Here is a 25286-nt window from a genome sequence, read left to right on the forward strand (position 1 = left end):
GCCGATGGTGCTGCGACGCTTCACTGGTCTGCCGCGGCCCGGTCAAGGGTCGCGCGTCAGTGGTGTAGGCCCGTGACGGGTTCGTGGGTGCTGGCCTGGATGTCGGTTGAGGTCAGGGCGAACAGCTGATTCGACAGGTCGGACAGCGCGCGGGCGATCGCCAGTTCGTCGCCGATCTGGGCGACCGGCTGGTCGGCGGGATCCAGCCGCGCCAGACCCACCCCGACGAACTTCTTTCCCGCCCAGGCCAGCCGCGCCTTCGCCCGGGTGCGCTCCTCATGCTCTTCGACGACCAGGTCGATTTGGCAGGTCTTGGTGCCGTCAGCGTTGCCGGTCATCGCCAGTCTCCTTGCCTTGACGGGTATTTGCTCACTCGATACCACGTAACGGCGCCGCGAAGTAGGGGCGAATGTCACCTGTGAGCGCGGGCCACGGGCGTGAAACGGTTTTCGACGGACCGCCGACCATTCAGCAAATTGCTCGATAAACAAACCGTCGATATTAATCGACAATATTGTTGGTTTTAATCAACAATTCGTTGACATATATCGACGCGTCCATAAAGTAACTTTCGTGGACGACCTCGCGCAGGCCGAGTAGATGCACGCCTCCCGCGGCCGCCGTCCGTCGCATCATTCGGGTGACGATCGCGAGCAGGCCATCCTGGCCACCGCGGAGCGCCTCCTGCAGGAGCGGCCGCTGGCCGACTTCTCGGTCGACGATTTGGCCAAGGGCGCGGGCATTTCCCGTCCCACCTTCTACTTTTATTTCCAGTCGAAGAACGCCGTGTTGCTGTCGCTGCTGGACCAGATGAACGGCAAGGCGCACGCGGCGCTTACGGCGCTGGGCGGCAAGCTGTTCGGCGATCCCGCGGCGCTATGGCGGGCGCGCATCGAGGCGTTCTTCGAGGTGTCGGGCTCGCACCGGGCGGTCGCCGTGGCGGGCGCCGCGGCGAAGGCCACCAACCCCGAGGTCCGGCAGCTTTGGTCGACGCTCATGCAGAAGTGGATCTCGCACACCACGGCGGCGATCAAGGCTGAGCGCCGCCGCGGCGCCGCCCCGGACACCTACCCGGCCGAGGATCTGTCGGTCGCGCTGAACATGTTGAGCGAGCGCGTGATGGCGGCGACGTTCACCGCCGAGGAGCCGGCGATCCCCGAGGACCGCGTGATCGACATGCTGGTGCACATCTGGCTGGCCAGCATCTACAAGGCCGACGCCAAGGCGTTGGCCACTACCGGTTTTTGAGCGCCCGCGCGGCGCGGTCCAGGCTCTGGTCGATCAGACGGTCGGCGGCGCCGAAGTAGGTTGCCGAGGGGGCCTTGCCCACCAGGTCGGCGATCGCGCGCTGCTCGCCGTAAACGTCTGCCAGGCGCAGGTTTTCGGCCATCCGCGCGGAATGCACCTGAAGCCCGGCCAGCAGTTCGCCGCACTGCGAACCCGCGACCACGGTCCGCCGGGCCAGGGTGCGCAGGGTGTCCCATTCGGCGTGCCACGCGCCGTCGGGCCGTTCGTCGTTGGCCAGCGCCGCGGCGGTGTGCAGCGTCGCCGCCAGTTGCGGCGCCGTGACAGCGGCCCGCCGGATCAGGATGGACAACACCGGGTTGCGCTTGTGCGGCATCGACGACGATCCGCCGCGGTTGTCGCCCGCGGGCTCGTCCAGTTCGCCGATCTCCGGGCGGGCCAGGGTGACGACGTCCGAGGCGATGCGGCCCCAGGCGTCGGTGCAGCCGACGAACGCGTCCCCGGCCGCGGTGACCGGCGTGCGCGTCGTGTGCCAGGGCGACCGGTCGCTCAGCCCCAAAGCCGTTGCGACGCTTTGCGCCAGGCGATCGGAGGTTGCCGATGGGTCGGCCCCGCCGAGCAGTGTCGCCAGTTCGGTGGTCGCGGCCCTGGTTCCGACCGCCCCGCCGACCTGGACGGGAGTGACCACGCCGGCGAGCCGCTCGTGGGCGTCGACGACCCCGTCCAGCCAGCCCGCCGCCTTGGCGCCGAACGTGCTGGGCGCCGCGTGCTGGGTGAGGGTGCGGGCCACCATGGGCGTGCCGCGGTGCGCCGCGGCGAGGTCGGACAGGTTCGAAATCTGTTGCGCGAGTTGGACTACGAGCTCATCGACGACCGCGCGCACACCCAGCATCAGGGCGGTGTCGAGAACGTCCTGGCTGGTAAGGCCCCGGTGGATCCACGACCCCACGGCGGGGACGGCCCGCGCGCGCAGCAGGTCGACCAGGCCGATGACCGGGTTGCCGCCACCCTCGGCGCCGACCGCGAGCGACTCGCGGTCGCCGTCACGCAGCAGGCCCGCCAGATCCGCTCCGGCGCATTCGCCGGGCGCCAGGCCGGCGGCGGTCAGCCCCGCCAGCCAGGCGGACTCGACCGCGACCATCGCCTCCAGCAGCGCGGCGTCCGTCATGTGCGCGCCCGCCCGCTGGTCGCCGGGCCACAGCAGGTTGGTCATCGCCGGTACTCCAGGAACACGGTCTCGTCGGGACCCTGCAGGTGGATGTCGAAACGGTATCCCGCGCAGCCGCTTTCGGGGACGCACACCAGGCCGGCCAACGCCGCGTCGTCGCCGGGCAGATAGGCGCGGGTGAACAGCCGGTCCAGCAGGCCCCGCGCGAACACGGCGAGCGCGAAGAACGGCGCGCGCCCGGGTTCGGCCGGGCCGGGTGCCACGGTGGTGAAGGAGTAGCGGCCCGCGGCGTCGGTCGCGCAGCGGCCCCATCCGGTGAAGGTTCCGTCGCGCCGCAGGGAGCCGGCCAGTCGCGGGATGCGCCCGGCGCCGTCGGCCTGCCACAGCTCGACCAGCGCGTCCGGCACCGGTTGGCGGGCGCCGTCGTACACCGTGCCGTGCAGGCGGACCGCCTGCGGATGTCCGTCGCCGACCAGGTGGCTGTCACCGGGAAACGGCAGGCCCAGCCCAAGGAAGGGACCGACGGTTTGCCCTGGGGTGCAAGCCAATTCAGCCATCGTCGTCGGTCCGGGTCCGGCGGGCCCCGCAGAGCACGATGTCCCAGCGGTAGCCGGTCGCGTACTCGGGCTGGGTGAGGTTGTGGTCGTAGCGGGCGATCAGCCTTTGACGCGCCGCAGGGTCGGGGATCGATTGGAAGATGGGGTCCAGGTCGAACAGCGGGTCACCCGGGAAGTACATCTGGGTGACCAGGCGTTGAGTGAAAGCCGTTCCGAACACCGAGAAGTGGATGTGCGCCGGGCGCCAGGCGTTGCGGTGGTTGCGCCACGGGTAGGGGCCGGGCTTGATGGTCAGGAAGCGGTACGACCCGTCGGGTCCGGTGAGGCAACGACCGGCGCCGACGAAGTTCGGATCCAGCGGGGCCGGGTGCTGATCGACCGCGTGTCGGTAGCGGCCGGCGGCGTTGGCCTGCCAGATCTCGATCAGCTGGCCCGCCACCGGCCTGCCCGAGTCGTCGAGCACCCGCCCGGCCACGACGACCCGCTCCCCGATTGGCTCGCCGGGGTGGCCCGCCGTCAGGTCGGCGTCGCGAGGGTCGACGTCCCGGCCGCCGAAGCAGGGCGCGTGGCGTTCCAGCTCCTCCGGGTCGACGAGCAGCGCGGGCCGCTTCGGATGGCGCAGGGCGCTGCTGCGGTAGGGCGGATAGTCGAGCCGCGGCCGGGCCGGATCCCCGACCGTCGCGCCCGCGCGCGCGATCGCGGCCATCTCCGCCGTGATGTCGTCCTGGGACGCGACATCCTCGGCGCTCATGAGCCGTGAGGCTACTCCCGATCAGCCGCCTAGAGCGCGCGAACCAGCGAGGCGCGGCCCTTGGTGCGCAGCCGGTGCAGCGCGGAGCCGCGGTACTGCTCCATCTTCGCGGCCATCTTGTTGCCGAGCTCCTCGAGCTCGGCGTCGGTGATCTTCACCTCGGGCGGGGCCGGAATCAGGTCGCGCTCCTCCTCGTCGGCGTGCGCCTCCAGCACGGTCTTGAAGGAGTTCCACTCGTCGGTGTAGCCGGGCGCGCTCTGCGGCGTCTTGAGGAGCACGGAGAGCTGGTCCACCACCTGGCGGTGCTCGGCGTGCGCGACGGCGATCAGCTTGCCGGCGTCCTTGAGCGCCGGGTAGTACAGGTCGTCCTCGATGCGGAAGTGGATGTCGAGCTCGATGAGCATCTCGTCGAAAAGATCATGGCGCTCTTCGCTATTCACCGGCGCCTCGCTGATCTTGCGGCCGAGGCCCTTGATCACGACGTGGTGCTCCTTCAAGACGTCATACGCGTTCACTTGGCTACCTCCTCGGCACGCACCTCAACCATTCCGTCGGCCAGCCTGGCCTCGTAGCACGGCAGTGGCGCCGCCGCCGGGCCACGCAACACCTCGCCCGATTCGGCCGCGAACCACGAACCGTGCCAGGGACACACGACCCGGCCGCGATCTACCCAGCCGTCGGCCATCGGCGCGGCCAGGTGCGGACAGAACTCCCCGAACGCCGACACCTCCCCCGGCTTTGTCTGGCACACAACCAATCCCACGCCATCGACCTCGACGCGCACCGGCTTTCCGTTCAGCGAGCTGGCGGACAGCACCGGCGTCCACTCCGTGGCGCGCAGCCGCTCACCGGAGCGGTCGATGCCGATGCCGGACTCGAACACCAGCGACCCGCCGAGGTAGCTGCCGCCGAGGGTGATCGCGTAGCCGAGCGCGGTCAGCACGATGCCGCGGCCATGGCGACCCCGGCGGCGGTCCCACCAGGATTGCGCGTAAAGCGCTGTGGCGGCGAGGTTCACCAGCCCGTGCACCAGCCCGACCCGGCGGTCCTCCTCGTGGGTGTGCTGCCAGTCGGTGGTGCCGGTGATCGCCGACCCGACGCTCGCCAGGATCCCCACCCCCAGCGCGCGCGAGGCGAACCGCGACGCGTCGCGGACCTCGCTGGGCCGCTGGCCGGGCAACAGGCTCAGCGCGTCCAGCGCCACCGTCGTGCCGAGCGCCCCGCTCGTCAGCGACGCCAGCGGCGGATGGACCGGGTGCCCGAGCCAGACGCCGTGCAGCGCGTTGGTGACGGTGTCGCGCGCGCCGCCCAACGCGTTGAAGGCGAAGCTGAGCAGGTGCTCGAAGCGATAGCTCGGCCGGTCCAGCCACTCCTGGCGCCCGATAACCGACAACACCCGCGCTCCGAGACCCATAAACACCACCCTTCCTCAGACACAGGGATATTCGCCGATACCTCCCGCAAAATCGGCGATTATCCCGGTGTTACGTCACGGTCACCCGCTCAGCGGCCCGACGTGACCACGGTAGCCGCGGCCCCTGGATCCTCCGCTGTCCGCCACCTGTGAATTAGCCACAAGGATCCTTGCGGGGCGCTGATTGACCATCGGGACGGCATGCGGGATTCTACTTAACAGAAAATATTTCTGTAGAACAGAGGGCTATGTGGATCACGACGTCTTCGACAACGTCCGGCGGGGGATGATCCCCGCCCACATCTACAACGACGGTGAGCTGTTCGCGCTGGAGAAGGAGCGCCTGTTCAGCCGCGCGTGGACGTTCGTGGGCCACGAATCGGAGGTCCCGCACGACGGCGACTACGTGGTGCGCCGGGTTCTCGACGACTCGTTCATCATCACGCGGGGTTCCGATGGCAACGTGCGGGCGATGTTCAACATGTGCCTGCACCGCGGGATGCAGGTGTGCCGCGCGGAGCTGGGCAACGCCTCCAACTTTCGCTGCCCGTACCACGGCTGGTCGTACCGCAACGACGGCCGGCTCACCGGGCTGCCTTTTCACCACGAGGCCTACGGCGGCGACGAAGGGTTGCCCCGCGCCGGCCAAAGCCTGCTTCCCGCACCGAATTTCGCGAGTTACAACGGGTTGCTGTTCATCAGCATGGATCCGGCCGCCGAGCCGCTGGAGGACTTCCTCGGCGACTTCCGGTTCTATCTGGACTTCTACACCAAGCAGAGCGCCGGCGGCCTGGACGTGCGGGGGCCGCAGCGCTGGCGCATCAAGGCGAACTGGAAGATCGGCGCCGAGAACTTCGCCGGCGACATGTACCACACGCCGCACACGCACGCGTCGATCGTCGACATCGGCCTGTTCCGCGAGCCAAAAGCCCAGAAGCGCAAGGACGGAGCGACCTACTGGGCGCATCGCGGCGGCGGCACCACCTACAAGCTTCCGCCGGGCGACTTCGACGAGCGGATGCGCTACGTCGGCTACCCCGACGAGATGATCGGCCGCATCAAGGACGCTTGGACGCCCCGGCAGCAGCGGGTGGTCGGCGAGGACGGGTTCATGATCTCGGCGGCCACCTGCTTTCCCAACCTCAGTTTTGTGCACAACTGGCCGAAGGTGCGTGACAGGGATGACCAAGTGCTGCCGTTCATCTCGATCCGGTTGTGGCAGCCGATCAGCGAGAACGAGACCGAGGTGTGCTCGTGGTTCGCGGTCGACTCCGCCGCGCCCGAACAGTTCAAGCAGGACTCGTACAAGGCCTATCTGATGTGCTTCGGATCGACGGGCATGTTCGAGCAGGACGACGTGGAGAACTGGGTGTCGCTGACCACCACCGCGGGCGGTTCCATGGCGCGGCGGCTGCTGCTCAACAGCCGGATGGGGCTGCTCGCTGACGACCGGCCCGTCGTCGAGGCGCTGCCCGCCGAGTCCTTCCACGGGCCCGGGCGCGCCCAGGTCGGCTACAACGAGTACAACCAGCGCGCGCTGCTCGGGTTGTGGGCGGATTACCTGTCATGAGAAAGGCGCTGCCGTGCTTGCCGTTTAACGATATTCGGCATCTGCAGGCTCACCAGTTCCTGGTCGACGAGGCCTACCTGCTCGACGCCCAGGACTACGACGCGTGGCTGGACACCCTGACCGACGACGTCCGCTACGTGATGCCGGTGCGGGTCACGACGGCGCGCGGCGCCGGGTTCGACACGTCACCGGGGATGGCGCACTTCGACGAGGACAAGTACTCGCTGGGCCAGCGGGCGGCGCGGTTCGCCACCGAGCACGCCTGGACCGAGGACCCGCCGTCGCGGCTGCGCCACTTCATCACCAACGTGCGCACCTACGAGTGCGACGACGACACGCACCTGGTGGTCGAGTCGGCCGAGCTGCTCTTCCGCAGCCGCGGCGACGTCAACGAGAGCGCGCTGGTGTCGTGCGGGCGCGAGGACCTGCTGCGCCGGTGCGGCGATCGCTGGAAGCTGGCCCGCCGCACCATCTTTGTCGACGAGTCGGTGCTGCGGATGCAGAATTTGGCGGTGTTCCTGTGAGCGAATCCATCACGATAGCCAACGAATTCACCGAGGTCGTGGTGCGCCGGATCGACACCCGCAACGGGTCGCGGCTGCTGATCAGCGCGCCCAAGACCGGACGCTCGATCACGCTCGACGCGCTCGAGATCGAGGCGCTGACCCGGCAGAACACCCGTACGCTGGCGGCCATGGTCGGCAATCCCGATGGCCCGCTGCTGCCCGACGAACAGGACCAACCGTGACGGCCTGGCTCGAGGGCAAACGGGCGCTGGTGGTGGGCGCCGGTTCGGGAATCGGCCGCGCCGTGGTGGACGCGTTTCGCGACGAGGGCGCCAAAGTCGCCGTGCTGGAACGGGACTGCGACAAGTGCGAGCGGTTGCGGCGGGAGCTGCCCGACGTGCCGGTGGTCGACGGCGACGCCGTCACCCGCGAGGCCAACGAGCGCGCCGTCGCCGCGGCGGTGGACGAATTCGGCGGGCTGGACACCCTGGTCAACTGCGTCGGGATCTTCGATTTCTACCGAGGCATCGGCGACATCGACGCCGGCGACCTGTCGGGCGCGTTCGACGAGATGTTTCGCACCAACGTTTTGAGCCACCTGCAGTCGGTCAAGGCCGCCCTGCCCGCGCTGGGGGCGGCCACCGGGTCGTCGATCGTGCTGACCGAGTCGACGTCGTCGTACCATCCGGGGCGCGGCGGCGCGCTGTACGTGTCGTCGAAGTTCGCCGTCCGCGGGCTCGTGGCCGCGCTGGCTCACGAACTGGCGCCGCGGATTCGGGTCAACGGGGTGGCGCCGGGCGGCACGCTCAACACCGACCTGCGCGGCCTGGCCAGCCTCGGGCTCGACGACGTCCGCCTCGACGACACGCCCAACCGGGCCCGCGACCTGGCGTCCCGCAGCCCCCTCGGCGTCGCGCTCACCGGCGAGGACCACGCCTTCAGCTACGTGTTCCTGGCGTCCGACCGCTCGCGCGGCATCACCGGCGAAACCGTCCATCCCGACGGCGGATTCGGGCTGGGGCCGCGAAATGCTTGACGAGCAGCGGGCATTGGTGGCCCAGGGCTGCCGGGTCGCCGCGGCCCGCGGCCTGATCGACGGCATCCTCGGTCACCTGAGCCTGCGCGTCGACGACGACCGCCTGCTGATCCGCTGCCGCAGCGACACCGACACCGGGGTGGCCTTCACCCGCCCGACCGATATCCGGCTCGTCACCTTCGACGGAAGCCCCGGCGCCGCAGGAGAACTCGACGGCTACCGCGTCCCCAACGAGCTGCCCATCCACGTCGAGACCATGCGCGCCGATCCCGGGCACCGGACCGTCGCACACCTGCACCCGCCGGCAGTGGTGGCCGCGGATCTGGCCGGCATAGCGCTGCGGCCCATCTACGGCGCCTTCGACATTCCCGGCGCGTGGCTGGCGCGCGGCGGCGTGCCCGTCTACGAACGCGCCGTGCTGATCCGAAACCCGGCGCTGGGCAAGGAAATGGTGGCGGCCATGCAAGGCCGGCCGGTGGTGATCCTGCGCGGACACGGGATCACCAGCGCCGCAACCACCGTCGAGCAGGCCGTCTTGCAGGCGATCAGCCTTGACGCGCTGGCGCGGATGTCGTTGCGGGTGCGCTCGGCCGGCGGCATGTTGCGCGACATCGACGACGCCGACTGGGACGACCTACCGGACCTGGGCCCGGGCTTCAACACCGACGCGGCCTGGCGGCACGAGATCGCGCGGTTGGGCAAAGTCACAGGTTGATATCGGGCGCGCGCCCTGCCCGGATAGCGCTGGCGGCGGGCTTAACCTGGCCGACGTGAGCGAACTGGACCGGAGGCGCTTCCTGGTCGCGGTGGCCGCGACGGTGGCGGTCACCGGGATCTCGTGGTGCGCCGACGGCGGTCCCAGGGTGGCGCGCGCCGAGGTCCCCGGGTCCGCCCCGGCCCCCGCGGCCCCGGCCCTGCCGCCGTTGCTGTCGCCCCCGGACCGCGCAGCGCGCGTCGTGCTGCCGGGCGGCGCGGTGCTGAGCAAGCTTCCCGGCGACGGTGACCTGCTGGCCTGGACGGTCGACGACGGCGTCGACACCGATGTGGTCCGGCTCTACACGGAATTCGCCCGATCGACCGGCGTGCGGCTGACCTATTTCGTCACCGGCTCCTATCGGTCGTGGACCGACAACGCCGCGTTGCTTCGGCCGCTGGTCGAATCCGGGCAGATCCAGCTGGCCAACCACACCTGGTCGCATCCGGACCTGACGAAACTGACGCCGAACCAGGTCGCCGACGAACTCGGCCGCACCGATCAGTTCCTGCGCAACACCTACGGTGTGGATGCCACGCCATACTTCCGGCCGCCGTACGGCCATCACAACGCCGTAGTGGACGCCGTCGCCGCCGATCTGGGCTACCAGGTGCCCACGCTGTGGTCCGGCGACCTGCGGGATTCCGCGCTGCTTTCCGAAGACCAGATCGTCAAGCTGGCCGACCTGTCCTTCACCCGGCAGAACATCGTGATCGGCCACCTCAACCACGCGCCGGTCACCCACGTGTACGGGCGGCTGGTGGAGATCATCCGGGCCCGCAGGCTGCGCACAGTGACGCTCAACGACGTCTTCCTGAAGCCGGAAATCCCGCACCGCACAGCGCATTTCGCCGGCTGACGAGCCTCAGCCGACCTGATCGCCAATCTCCTTGGCCGCCTTGACAAGCGCGGCCACCACCGCTGGGTAGCGGTCGCCGTCGAGCCGGTCCTGCGGCGCGGCGGCGTTGAGCGCGAGCCGCACGCCCGGCGCCCGCGTCGGGATCGGCACCGCGACCGACGCGACACCGTCCTCGCTCTCCTCGCGGTTGATGGCGTAGCCGCGCTCGCGGATGCGCGACAGCTCGGCTTCCAGCTCGGCGCGGCTGCCGATCGAGTGTGAGGTGACCCGTTCCAGCCGCTCGTTCGGAAATAGTTGGCGCAGTTCGTGTTCGGGCAGCTGGGCGAGCATCACCTTGCCCGTCGAGGTGCAGTGCGCCGGCATGGTGCGCCCGAGCCGGGACGCCACCCGCACCGCCGCCGGGCCCTCGACCGCGGCGACGAAGTGGACGTTGGCGCCGTCGAGCATCCCGACGTGAATCGATTCGCGCAGTTGCTCGCTGAGGGCACGCATGATCGGCGCGGCGGATCGTTGGATGTCGAGGCGACCGAAGACCGCGAACGCCACGCCGGTGAGCGAGGGACCCGGCAGGTACGCCTTGGATACCGGGTCTTGGCGCACGAAGCCGCGGTAGGCCAGCATCGCGAGCAGCCGGTGCGCCGTCGACGGCGCGACCCCCAGGTAACGGGTGGCCTCGCTCAACCGGATCTCGGGCCGCTCCCCCAGCAACAGCAGCAGCTTCAGCGCGTTGTCGACCGACTCGATCGGATACTGCGGCGCAAGCGGTTCGCCTGACGGCTCGCGCTTCGCTTGCATGGCTTCACGGTAGTCGCACTGGTCGCAATGGCCACGCCCGTCAGGGCGCCGTGTGCGTCCAGGGCTTTGCGTGTAACTCCTGGGCGGGAAAATCGCCGAGATCCCGCCACGCATACACGCCGAAAGCCGTCACTTCACACTCGACCGCGGCGGAAAAATCGCCGACATACCGCCGCCACCTCACACGGAAGACGGTGAGAGCCCACTCGACCCGTTAGTCTCGGCATCGTGTACGGGGCTACCGAGACCGGATACAGCCGATACGTCGCCATCGGTGACAGCCAGACCGAGGGCCTCTGGGACGGTAACGACACGGTCGGCTTCCTCGGGTTCGCCGACCGGCTCGCCGCCATGATCGATTCGCACTACCCGGGCCTGCACTACGCCAACCTGGCGATTCGCGGCAAGCTGGTGGCCGACGTGCTGCACGAGCAGCTCCCGCCGGCGCTCGCGATGCGGCCGGACCTGATCACCGTGTGCGTCGGGATGAACGACGTCATCCAGCCGGGGAACTCGTTCGGCCGGGCGCTGGCCAACCTCGATCGCTTGCACGCCGCGCTCGCCGAATCCGGAGCGACGGTGGTCACCACCACCTTCCCGAACGTCGCCCAATTCCTTCCGCTCGGCCGGCTGGTCTCCGGGCGGCTCGCCCGCATCAACGACGCGATCCGGGCCGCCGCCGACCAAAACGACTTCCGGCTCGTCGACCTCTACGACGCCCCCTCGATGCGCGACCTGGACACGTGGGACGTGGACCGCGTGCACGCGTCCACCAAGGGGCACATCCTGTTCGCGGCCGCGGCGGCCGAGGCCCTGAATTTGCCTGGCAGCAACCATGATTGGGCCGAGGCGAGCGGTAGCCCCACGCGGCTGTCGTTCCGGACCCGGACCTACGGGCAGCTGCGCTGGACGCAGGAGAAGTTCATGCCGTGGGTGTGGCGGCGCATGCGCGGCAAATCCTCGGCCGACGGGCGGGTGCCCAAGCGCCCGCGCCTGGAACCGGTCGGCACACCAAGTACGGCGCGGTTTGCCCATCGGTCAGGCATCCTTGACCCATGAACGTGGAGGCTTTGCTGCAGTCGATCCCGCCGCTGCTCGTCTACCTGGTGGTCGGCGGTGTGGTCGGGGTGGAGAGCCTGGGCATTCCCCTCCCCGGTGAGATCGTGCTGGTCAGCGCCGCGCTGATGTCGTCGCACCACGACCTGGCCGTCAATCCGGTCGGCGTCGGCGCCGCCGCGGTGATCGGCGCGGTGGTCGGCGACTCGATCGGCTATTCGGTCGGGCGCCGGTACGGGCTGCCGCTCTTCGACCGCCTCGGCCGGCGGTTCCCCAAACACTTCGGCCCCGGGCACGTCGCGCTCGCCGAAAAGCTGTTCAACCGCTGGGGCGTTCGCGCGGTGTTCTTCGGCCGCTTCATCGCCCTGCTGCGGATCTTTGCCGGCCCGCTGGCCGGTGCGCTCAAGATGCCCTATCCGCGCTTCCTCGCGGCCAACGTCTCCGGCGGCATCTGCTGGGCGGGCGGCACCACGGCGCTCGTGTACTTCGCCGGGATGGCCGCCGAACGCTGGCTGGAGCGGTTCTCCTGGATCGGGCTGGTGGTCGCCGTCGTGTGTGGCATCACCGCCGCCATCCTGCTGCGCGAACGCACGTCGCGGATGATCGCCGAGCTGGAGGAGGAGCACCGCCGCAAGGCCGAAGCCACCGACGCCGCGTGAACTAGTGAATCCATGGCTTTGCGCGTGCGTCCAGGGCGAGAAAGTCGCCCGGATCCCGCCATCAGCCCACACTGAAAGCCCAAGATTCACACTCAAAGCCCTGAGCCCGCAGGGCTAACCCACGGCCTCGCCGATGTCGATCGGCTCGACCGGGCGGTGCTCCTCGATGAGCGAGAGGCCCATCTTGCGGGCGCGCCGGGCGGCGTCCAGGTCCCCCACCACGGCGAGGATCATCGCGCCCTTCATCAGGATGTGCCAGGACGAGGCGAACTCCTCGACGTCGGTCAGCCCGGCGGCGACGGCGCGGCGGCGCACGATGTCGCGGACGTGGTCGATGTGGGCGATGCAGGCCTGGCCGGCGGGATGGTCGGCGCCCAACTCCAGGAGCACGTTGATGAACGAGCAGCCCTCGTAGCCGTCGCGCGACTGGAACCAGTCGTGCAGGACGTCGAAGATCGCGAGCAGCTGCTCCTCGGGTGTGCTGCCCCGCTGGAAGGACTGCTCTTCGATCAGGCCGTGCGTCCAGACCTCCTCGCGCCGCTGCAGCACGGCGAGCACCAGCGCGTCCTTGGTCGGGAAGTGGCGGTAGAGGGTCGCCCTGGCCACGCCAGCCCGCACGATCACCTCGTCGGTGCCCACGGCGCGGATCCCACGCCGGCTGAACAGCTCATAAGCCGCGGTCAGGATGCGTTCGCGGGCCGAGCTGATGACAGGAGTGACATCGTCGCTTGTCATACCGGGCCTTACCATACTCTTAACAGGCTAATGTAGACAGACCGCCCTGTCTCGTTATACAAATGAGATTCGCGCACTTCGCGCGACAGTCTGTCTTCAGACAGCAGGACGGGCATCCATCCCGGCGCCCGGCGTCGGTAGATTAGGAGTCCCTCATGAGCCCGATCACTGCGGAATCGATATCGACTCCGCACCTGACGCTCAGCACGCGGCTGGTCCACGAGCTGGGAGACCCGCACAGCACGCTGCGGGCAACCACCGACCGCAACGGTGCGGCGGTCATCATCAACGCCGGCGGCGAGGTCGACGCCTGCAACGAGCACACCTGGCGCCGCCTGGTCAACGAGGCCGCCGCCATCGTCATCCCGCCCGGCCCCTTCGTCATCGACGTCAGCGGCCTCGAATTCATGGGCTGCTGCGCGTTCGCGGTGCTGGCCGACGGGGCGCAACGGTGTCGAGAGCGCGGCATCGAAATGCGTCTGGTGAGTTGCGAGCCGTTCGTCGCCCGCATCGTCGACTCCTGCGGGCTGGGCCGCCTGCTGCCGGTGTACCCGACCGCGGACGCCGCGCTCGCGTCGACCGCTCGCTGGTAAGCCGCCCCGAATCAATCGGCCGATAATCGGCTGAATGAGCGGGCTTCCCACCTTCGGTGCGGAGGAGGAATTCCTCCTCGTCGACCCGCGTACCGGCGAACCGGCCCCCCGCAACGCCGCGGTGGCCGAGGAAGCCGAGCGGCGGGGCGCGACCATGCAGCTCGAACTGAGCAGCTGCCAGGTCGAAACCAACTCCAGCGTGACGGCGACCAGCGCGGAGCTGGGCGAGCAACTCACCCGGCTGCGCCGCGCCGCCGCCGAGGCCGCCGAGGCCGCCGGGGTGCAGCTGCTCGCCGCCGGCCTGCCGCCCACCACCCCGCACGAGTTTCCCGTCACCGACACGCCCCGGTACCGGCGGATCGGCGAGGCGTACGGAATGGTCGCGCACGAGCAGGGCATCTGCGGATGTCACGTCCACGTGCAGGTGCCCGACCGGGCCGGCGCCATCCGGGTCAGCAACTGGCTGCGGCCGTGGCTGCCGTCATTGCTTGCGCTGTCGGCCAATTCGCGGGTGTATCGCAACGCCGACAGCGGCTACGCGAGCTGGCGCAGTGTGCTGTGGCGGCGCTGGCCGGTGGCCGGGCCGCCGCCGTTCTTCCCCGCACCCGAGGAGTACGACCGCACGGTGCGCATGCTGATCGACAGCGAAGTCATCCTCGACCACAAGATGGTCTATTGGGACGTACGCCCGTCGGAGAACTTCCCGACCGTCGAGATCCGGGTGGCCGACGTACCGGCGACGGTCGACGAGACGGTGCTGCTGGCCACGCTGGTCCGGGCCGCGGTGATGACGGCGCTGGACGAGCGGAATGAGGGCAACGAGCGCCTGCCGCCCGCGGCGCTGCGGGCCGCGTACTGGAAGGCCGCGCACGACGGGCTCGCGGGAGACACGCTCGACCTGATCCACGGCAGCGGGGCGGTGCCGGTGCGCCAGGTGTTGGGCGCGCTGGTGCAGCGGGTACGCCCGGCGCTGGACGCGCTCGGTGAATACGACCGCGTCACAACCGAATTGGACCGCGTCGCCGCGCAAGGCAACGGGGCGATGCGTCAGCTGCGGGCGTGGCAAAAGCGCCACGACGTGATGGACGTCATCGCCGAAGCCGTCGTCAACCCACGGTGAGCAGGCGGTACAGGCCGATCAGCCCGACCACCACAATGGTGGAGCGCAACGCCGTCGGCGAAAGCCGGCGCCCGTAGCGCGCCCCGACCAGTCCCCCGACCAGCGAGCCCGCGGCGATCAGCCCGGCGACCGGCCAGCTGATCCGCCCAAACGCCACCAGCGAATAGCTCACCGCCGCAACGACATTCACCACCAGCGTCAGCAGGTTCTTGGCCGCATTCATCCGCTGCACCGACTCGGGCAACAGCGCGCCCATGACGCCGACCAGCAGGATGCCCTGCGCGGCGGTGAAGTAGCCGCCGTAGACGGCGACGGCGAACGTCCCGAGCACCAGCACGGCCTTGCGTGCCGGCGTGATGTGTTCGGCCGACCGCCCCTGTTGCTCGGCCCGCCGCGCCGCCCACGTCTGCAGCTTCGGCCCGATCACCACGAGGACAAGGGCCAGCACCAACAGCACCGGCACGACGCGGGCGAACACCGTCGGGGGCAGGTGCAGCAGCAGGAAGGCGCCCAGCACGGCGCCGGCCAGCGACGCCGGCAGTTGCCAGCGCAGCCGATCCCACTGCCCGGCCAGCTCGGCGCGGTAGCCCCAGGTGCCCGACACGCTGCCCGCCACCAGGCCGACCGCGTTCGACATGGTGGCGGTGACGGGCGGATAGCCGAGGGCGACGAGCGTCGGGAAGGTGACCAGGGTGCCCGATCCGACGAGGGCGTTGATGGCGCCGGCGGCGAACCCGGCCACGGCGATCAAAACCATATGGGAGAGCAGCACTCCCGCGAAGCTTAGTCGTCCTTAGACGGGCGGCGCTTCGGGCCCGCGGTCCACGCCGGTGCGCAGCTTGACCGACGCCGAATACGCGATGCTGCGGAAGTGCAGCACCGGATCGTCGGAGGGTTCGATGCCGTCGGTGACGCGCATCGGGTCGAACACGACGATGTCGCCGCCGTGCTCGCGCTGCGTGTCCAGGCCGTCGATCTCGAGGGTGCCGACGGTGACGATCTGGGTGCTCTGCCACGCCGCCGACGGGTCGACCGTCGAGTCGTCGGGCCCGGCGATCTGGACGCGGAAGTCGAACCGCACGGGCCCGGTCGCCAGGCGTGCGTTCAGTTCGTCGGTGAGGAAGTCCGGCCCGTCGCCCTGGGGCGCCGCCCCCTTGGACCCCGCGGCCGGAACCCAGTGGTAGCGAACGAATCTGGCGCTGCCGTCGGCGGCGACCCAGCGGAAGGCGTGCAGGCCGTGGTAGTCGATGGTGGCGTAGCTGGTCGGGACCTTGTTGGCGTCGCGCAGCACGGGCAGCGCGCCGAACAGCCGCGGATGGGTCAGGAAGTACTTCGCCAGGCGCAGCGGCGTCGTCGGGCCGGGCCGCATGGCCTTGAGCAGATCGACGAACCCGTCCGGCGTGCTGGAGACGAACAGCCGGGCGGTCTGCGTCGAGACGTCGGTGGTGGAGCCGTCGGGCAGCGTGAACTTCACCGCGAGCCCCCGCACCCCGGGCACGCCGTCGCGCTGCGACGGGTTGCCCGACCCGTTGGAGAAGCGGATCAGCGCGGGCACCGTCGAGCCGTCGAGCTGCCTGGCGCGCGACAGGCTCGCCGCCTCGGGGGTCGCGGTGAACGTGCCGCGGTACAGCGTGCCTTTGGCGTGCAGCGCGCGAGAGCCCGGCTGCGCGCCGCCGGTGCCTCGAATCGCCTCGATCGCCTCGTCGGGAGTGACCATGGGCGAATCCTAAGTCGCTACTCGGGAAAGCCGAAGAGTTTGACGACACCGTGATCGCGACCCGCGGTGTAGCCGCCGTCGACGGCGATGGCCTGGCCGCTGACGAACGAGGCGTCGGTCGACAGCAAAAACGCCGCCATGGCCGCGACCTCCTCGGGGCGGCCCAACCGTTGCAGCGCGTGTTCCTCGGTGATCGAGGCCAACGGACCCTCCATCCCCGGCAGGCCGAAAACGTCTTGGGCCATGGGGGTTTCGATGAATCCGGGGCAGATGGAGTTGGCGCGGATGCCGCTGGGCCCGTAGTCGAGCGCGATGTTCTTGGTGAGCAGGACGACGCCGCCCTTGGCCGCGTTGTAGGAGCTGCCGCCGGCCGTGCCCTCCAGGCCCTCGATGCTGGCGACGGTGACGATCGAGCCCCGTTCGCCGTCGACGCGGGGTTGCTCGATCATCCTGGCCAGCGCCGCCTTGGCCACCAGGAACGTGCCGGTCAGGTTGATTCCGATCACCCGCTCCCATTCCTTGCGGTCGAGCAGGTGCACCGGCCCGCCGCCGGCGACGCCCGCCGCGTGGAAGACGCCGTCGAGGCGGTCGGGGACCGCGGCCAGCACCGCGGCGATGGCGTCCTCGTCGGTGATGTCGGCGGTCACGAAATGGAATTCGGCTCCCAGATCGGGCGGGGCCGCCACGTCGGCGCCGATGACGGTGCCGCCCTCGGCGAGCAGGCGCCGCGCGGTGGCCAGGCCGATGCCCGACGCCGCCCCCGTCACGACGAAGGTGCGGGACCGGGCGCGATCGGCGTTGACCATGGCAGTGATAGTGGCACACCGGCGCTGGTTGTGCGCCCACGGCGTCGCGTGTGAACCTACGGCGTCGCGTGTGAGCCCAGGGCGGCGGACCGGCCGGATTTTCGCCCTACGCGCACACGCAAAGCCCTCAGTGCACACTGAGCTAGCGACCCGGCCCGCCGTCCCGGGTGCGCTCGTAGAACCGCCGGACCCGGGCCCGGTTGCCGCAGTCGGCCGTACTGCACCACCGGCGGTTCTGCCGGTGACTGCTGTCGAGGAACAGCCAGCCGCAAGCGGAGTCGCCGCATCCCTTGATGCGCGACAACGGGACGGTGGTCAACAGTGTCACCGCCTCGGCGGCCAGCCGGTGCAGCGGCGTTTGCGGGACCAGCGCCACCTCATGCCACCCCGCGGCATCCCCGTCGATCGCGAGACGTTGGGCCCGCAGCGCGGATCGGTACGTGTCGGCGATCGTGACGGCATCGCCGGTCGACCCGCACCCCGTCCAGATGCGATGCAGCGCCTCTCGGAGCCGGACGGTCTGATGCAGCGCTTTGCCGGCGGCGGCCGGGTCCGAGACGGCAAGCTCACGCGCCTCACCGGCCGACAGCACACCGGCGTGCCGCGCCCACGCCACGAGGTCGAGATAGTCCACCAGGTATTCCGTGCGGCGCAGCGGGTCACCGCGCCACGACACCGTGTTGACCAGGTCGACCGCGGGATGGCCCCCGCGCAGGTCGAGTCCGGCCGCCTCGGACCGCACCATCAGCCATCACCACCTAATTCCTAAATATCGATTTAACCATTAGAGAGTCGGGTACCCGCATCGTCATGAGATGCATACCTGCAGACCGGATCGGATTGGGCGTCGGCGCCTTGTGCCTGTCCGCCTCGGCGATGTTCCTCAAATTGGCCGCGACAACGCCAGCGACCGCGACGGCCGCACGCTGCCTGCTTGCGCTGCCGGTGGTGATCGTGCTCGCGATCCCGGAATGGCGACGTGGCCGCGCTCTGTCACGACGCGGCCTGCTGTCGGCCGTCTGCTGCGGTGTCCTGTTCGCCGGCGACATGTTGCTGTGGACGCAGGCGATACCGGAGGTGGGGGTGGGTCTGTCGACCGTCCTGGTCAACACCCAGGTTGCCGTCGTCCCGCTGTTGAGCTGGCTCGTCGACCGGGAGAAGGTCTCACTGCGGTTCCTGCTGGCGCTGCCCGCGCTGCTGGTCGGTGTCGCGCTCGCCGGCGGGGTGCTGGAGCACGGGATCTCGGGCAGCAATCCCGCGCTGGGCACCGCGCACGCGATCGGTGCCGCGCTGTGCTACTCGGGATTCCTGTATTTGCTTCGACGTGGCGGGCAGGCCGGCCAACCCATGCAGACCTACGCGGTGCTACTGGCGACGTCGGCTGCTGTGGCGGTCGCAGTGGGACCCTGGTGGCATGGCCTGGACCTGTGGCCGGGCTGGCGCGCCTTGGGGTGGTTGATGCTCGTCGCCGTAACGGGCCAGTTGCTCGGCTGGTTGTTCGTGGCTTTCTTCTCGGCCCGCGTCCCCAGCACCGTCAGCTCTGCGCTGCTATTGCTGACCCCGGTGGGCGCGGTCGTATTGGGCGCCGCCGTGCTGGGCGAGCGACCCTCCGCGCTGCAGCTCGGCGGGTGTGCGCTGGTGCTTTCCGCCGGCTACTTCGCCAGCGCGCGTCGATCCGAAACCCCGGCCCGCCGCCACACGCCGGAGCGCGACCGCGTATCACAGAGTGGAACCAATTGACTTCAGCGGAGGGGTTATGGACAGCACGACGCTCGCCGGGTTGGTCGAGCGCCACGCCCGGCAGCGGCCCGACGACGTCGCGATCCGCTACGGCGAGCGGCAGTGGTCGTGGGCGCAGTGGGCGTCGCGGATTCGGCTGGCGGCCGGGGCGTTGCAGGCCGCCGGTGTGCGGCGCGGCGACTGCGTGGCATTCCTGGACAAGAATCACCCGGCCTGCCTGGAGATCCTGTTCGCCGCGGCGTCGATCGGCGCGGTGACCACCGTCGTCAACTGGCGGGTGATGGGCGACGAGCTGGCGCACGTGCTGGCCGACAGCCGCCCGCGGTTGCTGTTCGTCGGTGCGGAACTGCAGCCCGCCGCCGAGCGGGTCGACGGCCTGGACCGCGTCGTTGTGATCGACGACGAATACGAATCCCTGCTCGCCGCAGCACAACCCGCGCAGGCCGCCGACGTCGACGAGGACGAGACCGCGCTGGTGATCTACAGCTCCGGCACCACCGGGCGACCCAAGGGTGTGCTGCTGAGCCAGCGCGCGCTGGCCAATCACGCGGCGAACCTGGCGCCGGCGTTCCCGTTCGGCGACGGGGACGCGAACTTGGTCGCCATGCCCCTCTTTCACGTCGGCGGAATCGGGTACGCGCTGTTCGGCATCGCGGCGGGAGTGCCGACGATCATCACCCGCGAGCCCGACGCCGCGGCGTTGATCGGGGCGGTGCGGGCCGGCGCGACGCACGCGTTCTTCGTGCCACCCGTCATCGCCCGGTTCCTGGACGCCGGCGAGACGGCGACCGCCGCGATCGCGGGCCTGCGCTACATCGTCTACGGGGCCGCGCCCATGCCGGTGCCGCTGCTGCACCGGGCGCTCGAGACCTGGCCCGAGACGAAGTTCGTGCAGGTGTACGGGCAGACGGAGCTGTGCGGGGCCGTCACGGCACTTGGCGACGACGACCACCGCGACCCCGACCGGCCCCACCTGCAGCTGTCGGCCGGAAAGGCGGTGCTGGGCACCGAGATTCGGGTGGTCGACCCCGAGACGGGCGACGTGCTGCCCGTCGGACGGCCGGGCGAGATCTGGGTGCGCAGCAACCAGAACATGAGCGGCTACCTCAATCGCCCGGAGGCAACCGCCGAGACGATCACCGGCGACGACTGGGTGCGCACCGGCGACGTCGGGCGCCTCGACGCCGACGGCTACGTCTACATCGAGGACCGGCTCAAGGACATGATCATCACCGGCGGCGAGAACGTATACGGGCCCGAGGTGGAAAGCGTGCTGATCGAGCACCCCGCCGTCGCCGACGCCGCCGTGATCGGCGTTCCCGACGACTTCTGGGGCGAATCGGTCAAGGCGATCGTCGTGGCCACCGAGGAGGTCGACGCCGCGGACATCATCGAGTTCTGCCGCCGCCACCTGGCCGGCTACAAATGCCCGCGGACCGTCGAGTTTGTACCGTCGCTCCCCCGCAACGCGAGCGGCAAGATCCTCAAAAATGCGCTGCGCGAACCGTATTGGAAAGGCCGGGCACGCAATGTTTGACAGACGCGCTTGCGCGGTCACGGTGCTGGGCGGGCCGACCACGGTGATCGACATCGCCGGGCGCCGGATCGTGATGGACCCGACATTCGATCCTCCCGGTGAGCATGCCTACCTCACCAAACTCGCCGGGCCCGCCGTGGGCGCCGACGAACTGGGCCCGGTGGACGCGGTGTTGATCAGCCACGACCAGCATCCCGACAATCTCGACGACGACGGCCGCCGGATGGCGCTGGCCGCACCGCTGGTGCTCACCAATCCCGGCGCCGCCGGGCGGCTGGGCCCGCCCGCGGTGGGCGTGCCGGCGTGGGAGTCCTACGACCTGCCGGGCGGCTCGGGTTCGCTTGCGGCGCAAGCCGTTCCGGCGGTCCACGGGCCGGCCGACGGGCAGCGCGACGCCGGCGGCCACGTCAATTGCGAGGTGACCGGCTTCGTGCTGTCGGGGCCGGGCGTGCCCACCGTGTATCTCAGCGGCGACAACGCCTCGATGAGCGCGGTCAAGGCCGTCGCCGATCGGGTCGGCGAGGTCGACGTCGCGGTGCTGTTCGCGGGGGCGGCGCGCGTGCCCCCCAAGGAGAACGGCCGGCCGTTGACGCTGACGTCGGCGCGCGCGGCCGCCGCCGCCGAGGTCCTCGGCGCCAAGGTGGTGATCCCGGCCCACGTCGACGGCTGGGCCCACTTCAGCGAGGGCGCCGACGAATTCGCCGCCGCGTTCGATCAGGCCGGGATCGCCGGCGTGCTGCGGGTCGCGGCGCACGGCGAGTGGATCGACCTATAGCCGTCCCTCGGTGCGCAGCTCCGGGTGCACCCAGTCCGGCGAGCGGCGCTCCTTGAACGCGCGGAAGCCCTCGCGGGCCTCGGCGTCGGTGAGGCTGGCAGTCATGCCGATGCGGTCGTACAGGCCGAGGTAGCTGTCGATGCTGGACTTGATGACACCGCGGGCGCGCGGCGCGGTCCGACACACCTGCGCCAGTAGGTCTTTCGCGGTGGCGAGCAGCTCGTCGTGGGGCACCACGCGGGTGACCAGGCCCCAGTCGAGCGCCTCGGCCGCGGTCAGCACCCGGCCGGTGAACATCAGGTCGCGGGTGCGGACCGGCCCGATGACGCGGACCAGCATCTGACTGTAGTAGGTGTCGGCGTAGCCGCGGAACAGCTCGGGCACCCGGAAGGTCGCCCGTTCGCTGACGACGGACAGGTCGCTGCACAGCGCGATCTGCATGCCGCCGCCCTGGCACAGCCCGTTGACCGCGGAGACGACGGGCTTGGCAGAGGTGCGCACCGCGTCGAACGGCGTGACGTCCATGCCCAGCGCCGAACCGAACGTCATCCAGTTGTCCGTCGCTCCCCCGCCGCCCATGTCGCCGCCCGGCGTGAAGACGTCCCCGGTTCCGGTGATCAGCAGCCCGGCCAGGTCCGGGTCCTCGCCGACACGCCCTATGGCGTAACGGATTCCGAAGTACATCGCGGGGGTCAGGGCGTTGCGCGCCTCGGCGCGGTCGATGGTGCAGACCGCGATCGGCCCCTGGCGCTCGAAGGTCAAATACGGGGTGCCCAGCCAGTCGCCCTCGGGAGGGCGGGGGGTGTCGTCTTGTGTCGCCACGGGGCTCCTCTCGCGCGTCGGCGCTTAACATCGCGCCCCAAGACTGTAACGCCCCGACCGACCTCCGATGCTTCTGAGTGTCAACTGCGGTCTTACAGTCTGAACATCTCGCGGGACATGGCCGCCTCCTCGACGAAACTTTCGCGCCGGTGGTAGTGGGGTTGCTTGGGCCTGGTCCTGCGCCGCGGTCTTGTGACCACGGCGCCGGCGGCGATGACGGTCTCGGCGACCATTTGCGCCAATCGTCGACCAATGCTGTTGCGCGGCAACCCGACAGCCCGTGACGCGGCCCATTCGTTGAGCGCCGGCTGCCTGGCCCCCGCCGCGATGTCAGCCACCGGTCGATCCCACGAGCGTGGCCTGTTGTCCGGCGAGGCGTTGCTCGGCGTACTCACGTCCTTTGTCGGAGTCGCGCAGCACGGCGGCCGCGATGTCGGCCAGACGGACCACACGTCCGCCGGCACCCCAGTTGCCATCGGGGATTTCGTTGCCGATGACCCAGATCCTCAGGGCGTCTTGGTCGTAACGCCCGTCTTCGGCGGCCAGGATCGCGTTGGTGATGTCGGCGACGACGCTCGCGGTGCGCGCCTCGTCGAGCTGGCCCTGGGGCACGGAGGCGATCACCTTGTAGTGCGGGGCCGTGGGTGTTTCACCCGCGTGCAGCATCGCCGCCGGCCGGTGCAGCCACACCTTGGCCAACGATCGCGCGACGGGATCGGACGGGTCGGCTCCCTCGTGTTCGATCAAGATCTCGGCGAGCTGGCGCAGGAGTCGGGTTTCGGCCTCGGCGGGCAAAGCATGTTCGGGGATGTAAACGTCGAGCATGGGCATAGCAGTTCGCCTTCCGGTTCGGGGCGGGCCTCGCCGAGCACCCTGAGTTGTCTAACACAACGCAGGTTATCCGGGAGCTGAGTTGCAATGTCAAACTCTGGTAGGCTGTGGGCATGTCTGACCTGCGTGACGATTACGTCGCGGACAACTGCTCGATCAAGCGGGCGCTCGAGGTCGTCGGCGAAAAGTGGACCCTGCTCGTCATGCGGGAGGCGTTCTACGGCGCCCGTCGATTCGATCAGTTCCAATCCCGCATCGGATGCGCGCGCAACATCCTCAGCGAACGCCTGGCGACGTTGACCGGGGCCGGGCTACTGCGGCGGGTTCCCTACCGCGAACCCGGGCAACGGGAGCGACACGAATACCGGCTCACCGACAAGGGATCGGACCTCATCACCGCCGTCATCGCCCTCATGCAATGGGGAGACCGCTGGCAAGCCGACGCCGACGGACCACCGGTCCAGGTACTGCACCGTGACTGCGGCCATCCCGTCGAAGCCATCCTTCGCTGCCCCCACGACGACACGCTCCTGTCGGCGCGCGAGCTTCAACCCGTACCCGGACCGGGCGCGCGCCGGGCAGCCGGCACGTAACACTAACCGGGTAGGTATTGCATCGTGACGGTGCCGATGGTCTGCGACGCGTCGGCGACCAGGGTGGCCAGCTGGCCCTGCAGGGAGCTGGCGTTCTCACTCACCGACTTGTCGCAGAAGCGGCAGTGGGTCTTGAACTGCGGCTGGTCCTCTTCGTTCGGCCAGAAGCGGCGTTCGCCGACCATCGCGCCGGGGTCGAACATGACCGATTGGTGCGGGGCCTCTTTGAGGATTCTGCCAACGGGGTGGCGTTGCGGGCATTCGAGTTTCAGCACGCCGATGCCCTCTTGGTTGGCTGCCATCGTCCACCGTCCTTGTCTCTTGCTCTGTAGCGGCTGGGACTAGTCGATCACGATTTCGGTCGGAGTGGTCGTTGCGTGGATTCGTAGCGGGCAGGTCCGGCGCGCCCTGGCAAACGCCGAGGTCACCGGTTGTCAAACTGCGAGCCGTTCAAGAAAAAGGTACAGATGTGCCATAAAACGTTGCGCAATCGATACTGAATCCCTTAACTTGGGGACGGGGGATTCAGGTCACACGAACGGGCACGATGTGGCGCGCGTCCCGACGGGGTCTCAAGGGAGGCGGTCGCAGGGCATCGCTCGGCCGGCCGGGACGAAGGGATAGCTCATTGCCAGAATCAGCAACGACCGTGCGGCCAATCAATCTTGCGCCCGTAAACAGTCCGCGCACCGTGGAGGCGGACGATCGCGCCTGGGTCATGAAGGCGCTGTGCAGAGAATCCGATCCCGACGAAATGTTCGTGCGGGGGGCGGCACAACGTAAAGCTGCGGTCATCTGCCGTCACTGCCCCGTGCTGCAGGAGTGCGCGGCTGAGGCGCTCGACAACAAAGTCGAGTTCGGGATCTGGGGCGGGATGACCGAGCGCCAGCGCAGGGCCCTGCGAAAGCAGCATCCCGAGGTCTTGTCGTGGACCGATTTTTTCCGCCGGCGCAACGCCCGCTCCGCCGGATAGCTGGGCGCCCCGCTTTCCTCATTACAGGATTGTTACAGCTCTCGCGTGATACCCGAGCAGCGGCGCGACAAGCTTCAGGTGGACAGCGCGGGCAGCACGAGGGTGTCGATCACCTGTCGGAAGAAACCCGCGTCGACGGTTTGTCCGTTGAGCACCCGGAACAAGCTCGTCGCGGTGAGCACGTCGGCGACCAGGGACCAGTCGCGGTCGGCGGCGATTTCACCGCGGGCCGCGGCGCGGGCCAGGATCGTCGTCATCACGCGGCGGCCCCGCAGCAACAACAGATCGTCGAGGGCGGCGGCCAGCTCGGGGTCGTGCGTCGCTTCCAGGGCGACGCGGAGCACCAAATCGTTGGTGATCAACTCGTTGTCGTTGCGCACCGCGCGCTCGATCAGGGCGTCCAAATCGCCGGCCAAGCTGCCGGTGTCGTACACGTCGTCGTCGCGCAGATCGGGCCGCCAGTAGACAAGGACGTCGGTCATCAACGCCGCTTTAGACGACCAGCGCCGGTAGATCGCGGCCTTGCCGACGCCGGCGCGCGCGGCGATGTCGTCCATGTTCGTGGCGTCGTACCCGTTCTCGGTCAGCGCGGCCAGGGCGGCGTTGAGGATCGCGGGATCGCGGGACCGGTCCAGGCGGCCATCGGTGCGCTGGCGAAGCTTCGATTCCATTGC

The 25286-nt window shown here is 69.4% G+C and carries 33 protein-coding genes; 16 read left to right on the plus strand and 17 right to left on the minus strand.

Annotation, left to right across the window (positions count from 1 at the left end; genetic code table 11):
- Positions 1-56 precede the first annotated feature (56 nt).
- The gene (locus A9X00_RS26250) at positions 57-338 is read right to left on the minus strand and encodes a DUF1876 domain-containing protein (protein ID WP_067160307.1); all 282 of its coding nucleotides are present in this window, start codon (positions 336-338) and stop codon (positions 57-59) included.
- Between the two features lie 262 nt (positions 339-600).
- On the opposite strand from A9X00_RS26250, the gene A9X00_RS26255 reads away from it, so the two are divergent.
- On the plus strand, positions 601-1248 hold the full coding sequence (locus A9X00_RS26255) for a TetR/AcrR family transcriptional regulator (RefSeq protein ID WP_067160310.1): 648 nt from the start codon (positions 601-603) through the stop codon (positions 1246-1248).
- On the opposite strand, the gene A9X00_RS26260 is transcribed toward A9X00_RS26255, so the two are convergent.
- From A9X00_RS26260 to A9X00_RS26280, 5 genes are read right to left on the minus strand one after another with little or no spacing between them, the layout of a single operon-like run.
- Entirely contained in the window at positions 1235-2458 is a 1224-nt protein-coding gene (locus A9X00_RS26260) for a lyase family protein (RefSeq protein WP_067160313.1), read from the minus strand. The genes A9X00_RS26255 and A9X00_RS26260 overlap by 14 nt on opposite strands.
- Positions 2455-2970: a protocatechuate 3,4-dioxygenase subunit alpha gene (gene pcaG, locus A9X00_RS26265; protein ID WP_067160316.1), complete on the minus strand. Its 516-nt coding sequence runs from the start codon at positions 2968-2970 to the stop codon at positions 2455-2457. Before pcaG ends, A9X00_RS26260 begins: the two co-directional genes overlap by 4 nt.
- The gene (gene pcaH, locus A9X00_RS26270) at positions 2963-3721 is read right to left on the minus strand and encodes a protocatechuate 3,4-dioxygenase subunit beta (protein ID WP_067160319.1); all 759 of its coding nucleotides are present in this window, start codon (positions 3719-3721) and stop codon (positions 2963-2965) included. Before pcaH ends, pcaG begins: the two co-directional genes overlap by 8 nt.
- 29 nt (positions 3722-3750) lie before the next feature.
- A complete protein-coding gene (locus A9X00_RS26275) occupies positions 3751-4236 on the minus strand; it encodes a hemerythrin domain-containing protein (RefSeq protein ID WP_067160323.1) in 486 nt (161 codons plus the stop codon).
- Entirely contained in the window at positions 4233-5135 is a 903-nt protein-coding gene (locus A9X00_RS26280; RefSeq protein WP_067160326.1) for a Rieske 2Fe-2S domain-containing protein, read from the minus strand. The genes A9X00_RS26275 and A9X00_RS26280 overlap by 4 nt, the downstream gene beginning before the upstream one ends.
- Positions 5136-5421: 286 nt before the next feature.
- Here A9X00_RS26280 and A9X00_RS26285 point away from each other — a divergent pair, with 286 nt between their 5' ends.
- The 6 genes from A9X00_RS26285 to A9X00_RS26310 all read left to right on the plus strand — a co-directional run bounded on the left by A9X00_RS26285 (position 5422) and on the right by A9X00_RS26310 (position 9860).
- Entirely contained in the window at positions 5422-6705 is a 1284-nt protein-coding gene (locus A9X00_RS26285; protein ID WP_067160515.1) for an aromatic ring-hydroxylating dioxygenase subunit alpha, read from the plus strand.
- Positions 6702-7229 (plus strand): 3-phenylpropionate/cinnamic acid dioxygenase subunit beta, encoded by a 528-nt coding sequence (locus A9X00_RS26290; RefSeq protein ID WP_067160329.1) that lies wholly within the window; start codon positions 6702-6704, stop codon positions 7227-7229. Before A9X00_RS26285 ends, A9X00_RS26290 begins: the two co-directional genes overlap by 4 nt.
- Positions 7226-7453, plus strand: a complete 228-nt coding sequence (locus tag A9X00_RS26295) for a dihydrodiol dehydrogenase (RefSeq protein WP_067160332.1) — start codon at positions 7226-7228, stop codon at positions 7451-7453. The genes A9X00_RS26290 and A9X00_RS26295 overlap by 4 nt, the downstream gene beginning before the upstream one ends.
- The gene (gene hcaB / locus A9X00_RS26300; RefSeq protein ID WP_067160334.1) at positions 7450-8247 is read left to right on the plus strand and encodes a 3-(cis-5,6-dihydroxycyclohexa-1,3-dien-1-yl)propanoate dehydrogenase; all 798 of its coding nucleotides are present in this window, start codon (positions 7450-7452) and stop codon (positions 8245-8247) included. Before A9X00_RS26295 ends, hcaB begins: the two co-directional genes overlap by 4 nt.
- Complete coding sequence (locus A9X00_RS26305) at positions 8240-8962, plus strand: class II aldolase/adducin family protein (RefSeq protein ID WP_067160336.1); 723 nt, start codon at positions 8240-8242, stop codon at positions 8960-8962. The genes hcaB and A9X00_RS26305 overlap by 8 nt, the downstream gene beginning before the upstream one ends.
- Positions 8963-9026: 64 nt before the next feature.
- The gene (locus tag A9X00_RS26310) at positions 9027-9860 is read left to right on the plus strand and encodes a polysaccharide deacetylase family protein (RefSeq protein ID WP_067160518.1); all 834 of its coding nucleotides are present in this window, start codon (positions 9027-9029) and stop codon (positions 9858-9860) included.
- A gap of 6 nt (positions 9861-9866) precedes the next feature.
- On the opposite strand, the gene A9X00_RS26315 is transcribed toward A9X00_RS26310, so the two are convergent.
- The gene (locus tag A9X00_RS26315; RefSeq protein WP_067160339.1) at positions 9867-10655 is read right to left on the minus strand and encodes an IclR family transcriptional regulator; all 789 of its coding nucleotides are present in this window, start codon (positions 10653-10655) and stop codon (positions 9867-9869) included.
- Between the two features lie 228 nt (positions 10656-10883).
- Between A9X00_RS26315 and A9X00_RS26320 the strand changes: the two genes are divergently transcribed.
- Positions 10884-11714 carry an SGNH/GDSL hydrolase family protein gene (locus A9X00_RS26320; RefSeq protein WP_067160342.1) on the plus strand — a complete coding sequence of 277 codons (831 nt, stop codon included), beginning with the start codon at positions 10884-10886 and terminating at the stop codon, positions 11712-11714.
- On the plus strand, positions 11711-12370 hold the full coding sequence (locus A9X00_RS26325) for a DedA family protein (protein WP_067160345.1): 660 nt from the start codon (positions 11711-11713) through the stop codon (positions 12368-12370). The genes A9X00_RS26320 and A9X00_RS26325 overlap by 4 nt, the downstream gene beginning before the upstream one ends.
- A gap of 114 nt (positions 12371-12484) precedes the next feature.
- Here A9X00_RS26325 and A9X00_RS26330 read toward each other — a convergent pair whose 3' ends face one another.
- Positions 12485-13105 (minus strand): TetR/AcrR family transcriptional regulator, encoded by a 621-nt coding sequence (locus A9X00_RS26330; protein WP_067160348.1) that lies wholly within the window; start codon positions 13103-13105, stop codon positions 12485-12487.
- 155 nt (positions 13106-13260) lie between these two features.
- Here A9X00_RS26330 and A9X00_RS26335 point away from each other — a divergent pair, with 155 nt between their 5' ends.
- Positions 13261-13698, plus strand: coding sequence for an anti-sigma factor antagonist (locus tag A9X00_RS26335; RefSeq protein WP_067160350.1), 438 nt, complete (start codon positions 13261-13263; stop codon positions 13696-13698).
- 34 nt (positions 13699-13732) lie between these two features.
- Positions 13733-14818 (plus strand): glutamate--cysteine ligase, encoded by a 1086-nt coding sequence (locus A9X00_RS26340; protein ID WP_067160354.1) that lies wholly within the window; start codon positions 13733-13735, stop codon positions 14816-14818.
- Here A9X00_RS26340 and A9X00_RS26345 read toward each other — a convergent pair.
- The 4 genes from A9X00_RS26345 to A9X00_RS26360 all read right to left on the minus strand — a co-directional run bounded on the left by A9X00_RS26345 (position 14805) and on the right by A9X00_RS26360 (position 18086).
- A complete protein-coding gene (locus A9X00_RS26345) occupies positions 14805-15575 on the minus strand; it encodes a sulfite exporter TauE/SafE family protein (RefSeq protein WP_067160357.1) in 771 nt (256 codons plus the stop codon). The genes A9X00_RS26340 and A9X00_RS26345 overlap by 14 nt on opposite strands.
- A gap of 36 nt (positions 15576-15611) precedes the next feature.
- Complete coding sequence (locus A9X00_RS26350) at positions 15612-16535, minus strand: catalase family peroxidase (RefSeq protein ID WP_067160360.1); 924 nt, start codon at positions 16533-16535, stop codon at positions 15612-15614.
- Between the two features lie 17 nt (positions 16536-16552).
- Positions 16553-17341, minus strand: coding sequence for an SDR family NAD(P)-dependent oxidoreductase (locus A9X00_RS26355; RefSeq protein ID WP_067160363.1), 789 nt, complete (start codon positions 17339-17341; stop codon positions 16553-16555).
- A gap of 142 nt (positions 17342-17483) precedes the next feature.
- The gene (locus A9X00_RS26360) at positions 17484-18086 is read right to left on the minus strand and encodes a CGNR zinc finger domain-containing protein (RefSeq protein ID WP_067160366.1); all 603 of its coding nucleotides are present in this window, start codon (positions 18084-18086) and stop codon (positions 17484-17486) included.
- Positions 18087-18151: 65 nt separating this feature from the next.
- On the opposite strand from A9X00_RS26360, the gene A9X00_RS26365 reads away from it, so the two are divergent.
- Genes A9X00_RS26365 through A9X00_RS26375 form a run of 3 tightly spaced genes read left to right on the plus strand, consistent with a single transcriptional unit; the run spans position 18152 to position 21393 of the window.
- On the plus strand, positions 18152-19081 hold the full coding sequence (locus A9X00_RS26365; RefSeq protein ID WP_082975538.1) for a DMT family transporter: 930 nt from the start codon (positions 18152-18154) through the stop codon (positions 19079-19081).
- Between the two features lie 16 nt (positions 19082-19097).
- Positions 19098-20618, plus strand: a complete 1521-nt coding sequence (locus A9X00_RS26370; protein ID WP_067160372.1) for a long-chain-fatty-acid--CoA ligase — start codon at positions 19098-19100, stop codon at positions 20616-20618.
- Positions 20611-21393, plus strand: a complete 783-nt coding sequence (locus tag A9X00_RS26375; RefSeq protein WP_067160375.1) for an MBL fold metallo-hydrolase — start codon at positions 20611-20613, stop codon at positions 21391-21393. Before A9X00_RS26370 ends, A9X00_RS26375 begins: the two co-directional genes overlap by 8 nt.
- On the opposite strand, the gene A9X00_RS26380 is transcribed toward A9X00_RS26375, so the two are convergent.
- The 3 genes from A9X00_RS26380 to A9X00_RS26390 all read right to left on the minus strand — a co-directional run bounded on the left by A9X00_RS26380 (position 21388) and on the right by A9X00_RS26390 (position 23046).
- Positions 21388-22215 carry an enoyl-CoA hydratase/isomerase family protein gene (locus A9X00_RS26380; RefSeq protein ID WP_067160378.1) on the minus strand — a complete coding sequence of 276 codons (828 nt, stop codon included), beginning with the start codon at positions 22213-22215 and terminating at the stop codon, positions 21388-21390. The two genes, A9X00_RS26375 and A9X00_RS26380, sit on opposite strands and share 6 nt — an antisense overlap.
- A gap of 92 nt (positions 22216-22307) precedes the next feature.
- Positions 22308-22553 carry a hypothetical protein gene (locus A9X00_RS26385; protein ID WP_067160381.1) on the minus strand — a complete coding sequence of 82 codons (246 nt, stop codon included), beginning with the start codon at positions 22551-22553 and terminating at the stop codon, positions 22308-22310.
- Positions 22546-23046, minus strand: coding sequence for a hypothetical protein (locus A9X00_RS26390; protein ID WP_067160385.1), 501 nt, complete (start codon positions 23044-23046; stop codon positions 22546-22548). The genes A9X00_RS26385 and A9X00_RS26390 overlap by 8 nt, the downstream gene beginning before the upstream one ends.
- A 113-nt stretch (positions 23047-23159) precedes the next feature.
- On the opposite strand from A9X00_RS26390, the gene A9X00_RS26395 reads away from it, so the two are divergent.
- The gene (locus tag A9X00_RS26395) at positions 23160-23639 is read left to right on the plus strand and encodes a helix-turn-helix domain-containing protein (RefSeq protein ID WP_067160388.1); all 480 of its coding nucleotides are present in this window, start codon (positions 23160-23162) and stop codon (positions 23637-23639) included.
- 2 nt (positions 23640-23641) lie between these two features.
- On the opposite strand, the gene A9X00_RS26400 is transcribed toward A9X00_RS26395, so the two are convergent.
- Positions 23642-23941 (minus strand): hypothetical protein, encoded by a 300-nt coding sequence (locus A9X00_RS26400; RefSeq protein ID WP_067160391.1) that lies wholly within the window; start codon positions 23939-23941, stop codon positions 23642-23644.
- A 326-nt stretch (positions 23942-24267) separates the two neighbouring features.
- Between A9X00_RS26400 and A9X00_RS32255 the strand changes: the two genes are divergently transcribed.
- Positions 24268-24612: a WhiB family transcriptional regulator gene (locus A9X00_RS32255; protein WP_067160394.1), complete on the plus strand. Its 345-nt coding sequence runs from the start codon at positions 24268-24270 to the stop codon at positions 24610-24612.
- 74 nt (positions 24613-24686) lie between these two features.
- Here the strand turns inward: A9X00_RS32255 and A9X00_RS26410 are convergent, their stop codons facing one another.
- Positions 24687-25283, minus strand: a complete 597-nt coding sequence (locus A9X00_RS26410) for a TetR/AcrR family transcriptional regulator (RefSeq protein ID WP_067160397.1) — start codon at positions 25281-25283, stop codon at positions 24687-24689.
- Positions 25284-25286 lie beyond the last annotated feature (3 nt).

Origin of the sequence: Mycobacterium sp. 1245805.9 (genome assembly GCF_001672915.1) — a bacterium.
Lineage (GTDB): Bacteria > Actinomycetota > Actinomycetes > Mycobacteriales > Mycobacteriaceae > Mycobacterium.

Bases quoted from the DNA above. Each gene is read 5' to 3' on its own strand.
- A9X00_RS26290 (WP_067160329.1), top strand. From the start codon at position 6,702: ATGAGAAAGGCGCTGCCGTGCTTGCCGTTTAACGATATTCGGCATCTG.
- A9X00_RS26390 (WP_067160385.1), bottom strand. From the start codon at position 23,046: ATGCCCATGCTCGACGTTTACATCCCCGAACATGCTTTGCCCGCCGAG.
- A9X00_RS26400 (WP_067160391.1), bottom strand. From the start codon at position 23,941: ATGGCAGCCAACCAAGAGGGCATCGGCGTGCTGAAACTCGAATGCCCG.
- A9X00_RS26260 (WP_067160313.1), bottom strand. From the start codon at position 2,458: ATGACCAACCTGCTGTGGCCCGGCGACCAGCGGGCGGGCGCGCACATG.
- A9X00_RS26285 (WP_067160515.1), top strand. From the start codon at position 5,422: ATGATCCCCGCCCACATCTACAACGACGGTGAGCTGTTCGCGCTGGAG.
- A9X00_RS26375 (WP_067160375.1), top strand. From the start codon at position 20,611: ATGTTTGACAGACGCGCTTGCGCGGTCACGGTGCTGGGCGGGCCGACC.
- A9X00_RS26250 (WP_067160307.1), bottom strand. From the start codon at position 338: ATGACCGGCAACGCTGACGGCACCAAGACCTGCCAAATCGACCTGGTC.
- A9X00_RS26355 (WP_067160363.1), bottom strand. From the start codon at position 17,341: ATGGTCAACGCCGATCGCGCCCGGTCCCGCACCTTCGTCGTGACGGGG.
- A9X00_RS26280 (WP_067160326.1), bottom strand. From the start codon at position 5,135: ATGGGTCTCGGAGCGCGGGTGTTGTCGGTTATCGGGCGCCAGGAGTGG.
- pcaH (WP_067160319.1), bottom strand. From the start codon at position 3,721: ATGAGCGCCGAGGATGTCGCGTCCCAGGACGACATCACGGCGGAGATG.
- A9X00_RS26370 (WP_067160372.1), top strand. From the start codon at position 19,098: ATGGACAGCACGACGCTCGCCGGGTTGGTCGAGCGCCACGCCCGGCAG.
- A9X00_RS26365 (WP_082975538.1), top strand. From the start codon at position 18,152: ATGAGATGCATACCTGCAGACCGGATCGGATTGGGCGTCGGCGCCTTG.
- A9X00_RS26325 (WP_067160345.1), top strand. From the start codon at position 11,711: ATGAACGTGGAGGCTTTGCTGCAGTCGATCCCGCCGCTGCTCGTCTAC.
- A9X00_RS26335 (WP_067160350.1), top strand. From the start codon at position 13,261: ATGAGCCCGATCACTGCGGAATCGATATCGACTCCGCACCTGACGCTC.
- A9X00_RS26305 (WP_067160336.1), top strand. From the start codon at position 8,240: ATGCTTGACGAGCAGCGGGCATTGGTGGCCCAGGGCTGCCGGGTCGCC.
- A9X00_RS26340 (WP_067160354.1), top strand. From the start codon at position 13,733: ATGAGCGGGCTTCCCACCTTCGGTGCGGAGGAGGAATTCCTCCTCGTC.
- A9X00_RS26255 (WP_067160310.1), top strand. From the start codon at position 601: ATGCACGCCTCCCGCGGCCGCCGTCCGTCGCATCATTCGGGTGACGAT.
- A9X00_RS26410 (WP_067160397.1), bottom strand. From the start codon at position 25,283: ATGGAATCGAAGCTTCGCCAGCGCACCGATGGCCGCCTGGACCGGTCC.
- A9X00_RS26345 (WP_067160357.1), bottom strand. From the start codon at position 15,575: ATGGTTTTGATCGCCGTGGCCGGGTTCGCCGCCGGCGCCATCAACGCC.
- A9X00_RS26330 (WP_067160348.1), bottom strand. From the start codon at position 13,105: ATGACAAGCGACGATGTCACTCCTGTCATCAGCTCGGCCCGCGAACGC.
- A9X00_RS26360 (WP_067160366.1), bottom strand. From the start codon at position 18,086: ATGGTGCGGTCCGAGGCGGCCGGACTCGACCTGCGCGGGGGCCATCCC.
- A9X00_RS26395 (WP_067160388.1), top strand. From the start codon at position 23,160: ATGTCTGACCTGCGTGACGATTACGTCGCGGACAACTGCTCGATCAAG.
- A9X00_RS26315 (WP_067160339.1), bottom strand. From the start codon at position 10,655: ATGCAAGCGAAGCGCGAGCCGTCAGGCGAACCGCTTGCGCCGCAGTAT.
- pcaG (WP_067160316.1), bottom strand. From the start codon at position 2,970: ATGGCTGAATTGGCTTGCACCCCAGGGCAAACCGTCGGTCCCTTCCTT.
- A9X00_RS26350 (WP_067160360.1), bottom strand. From the start codon at position 16,535: ATGGTCACTCCCGACGAGGCGATCGAGGCGATTCGAGGCACCGGCGGC.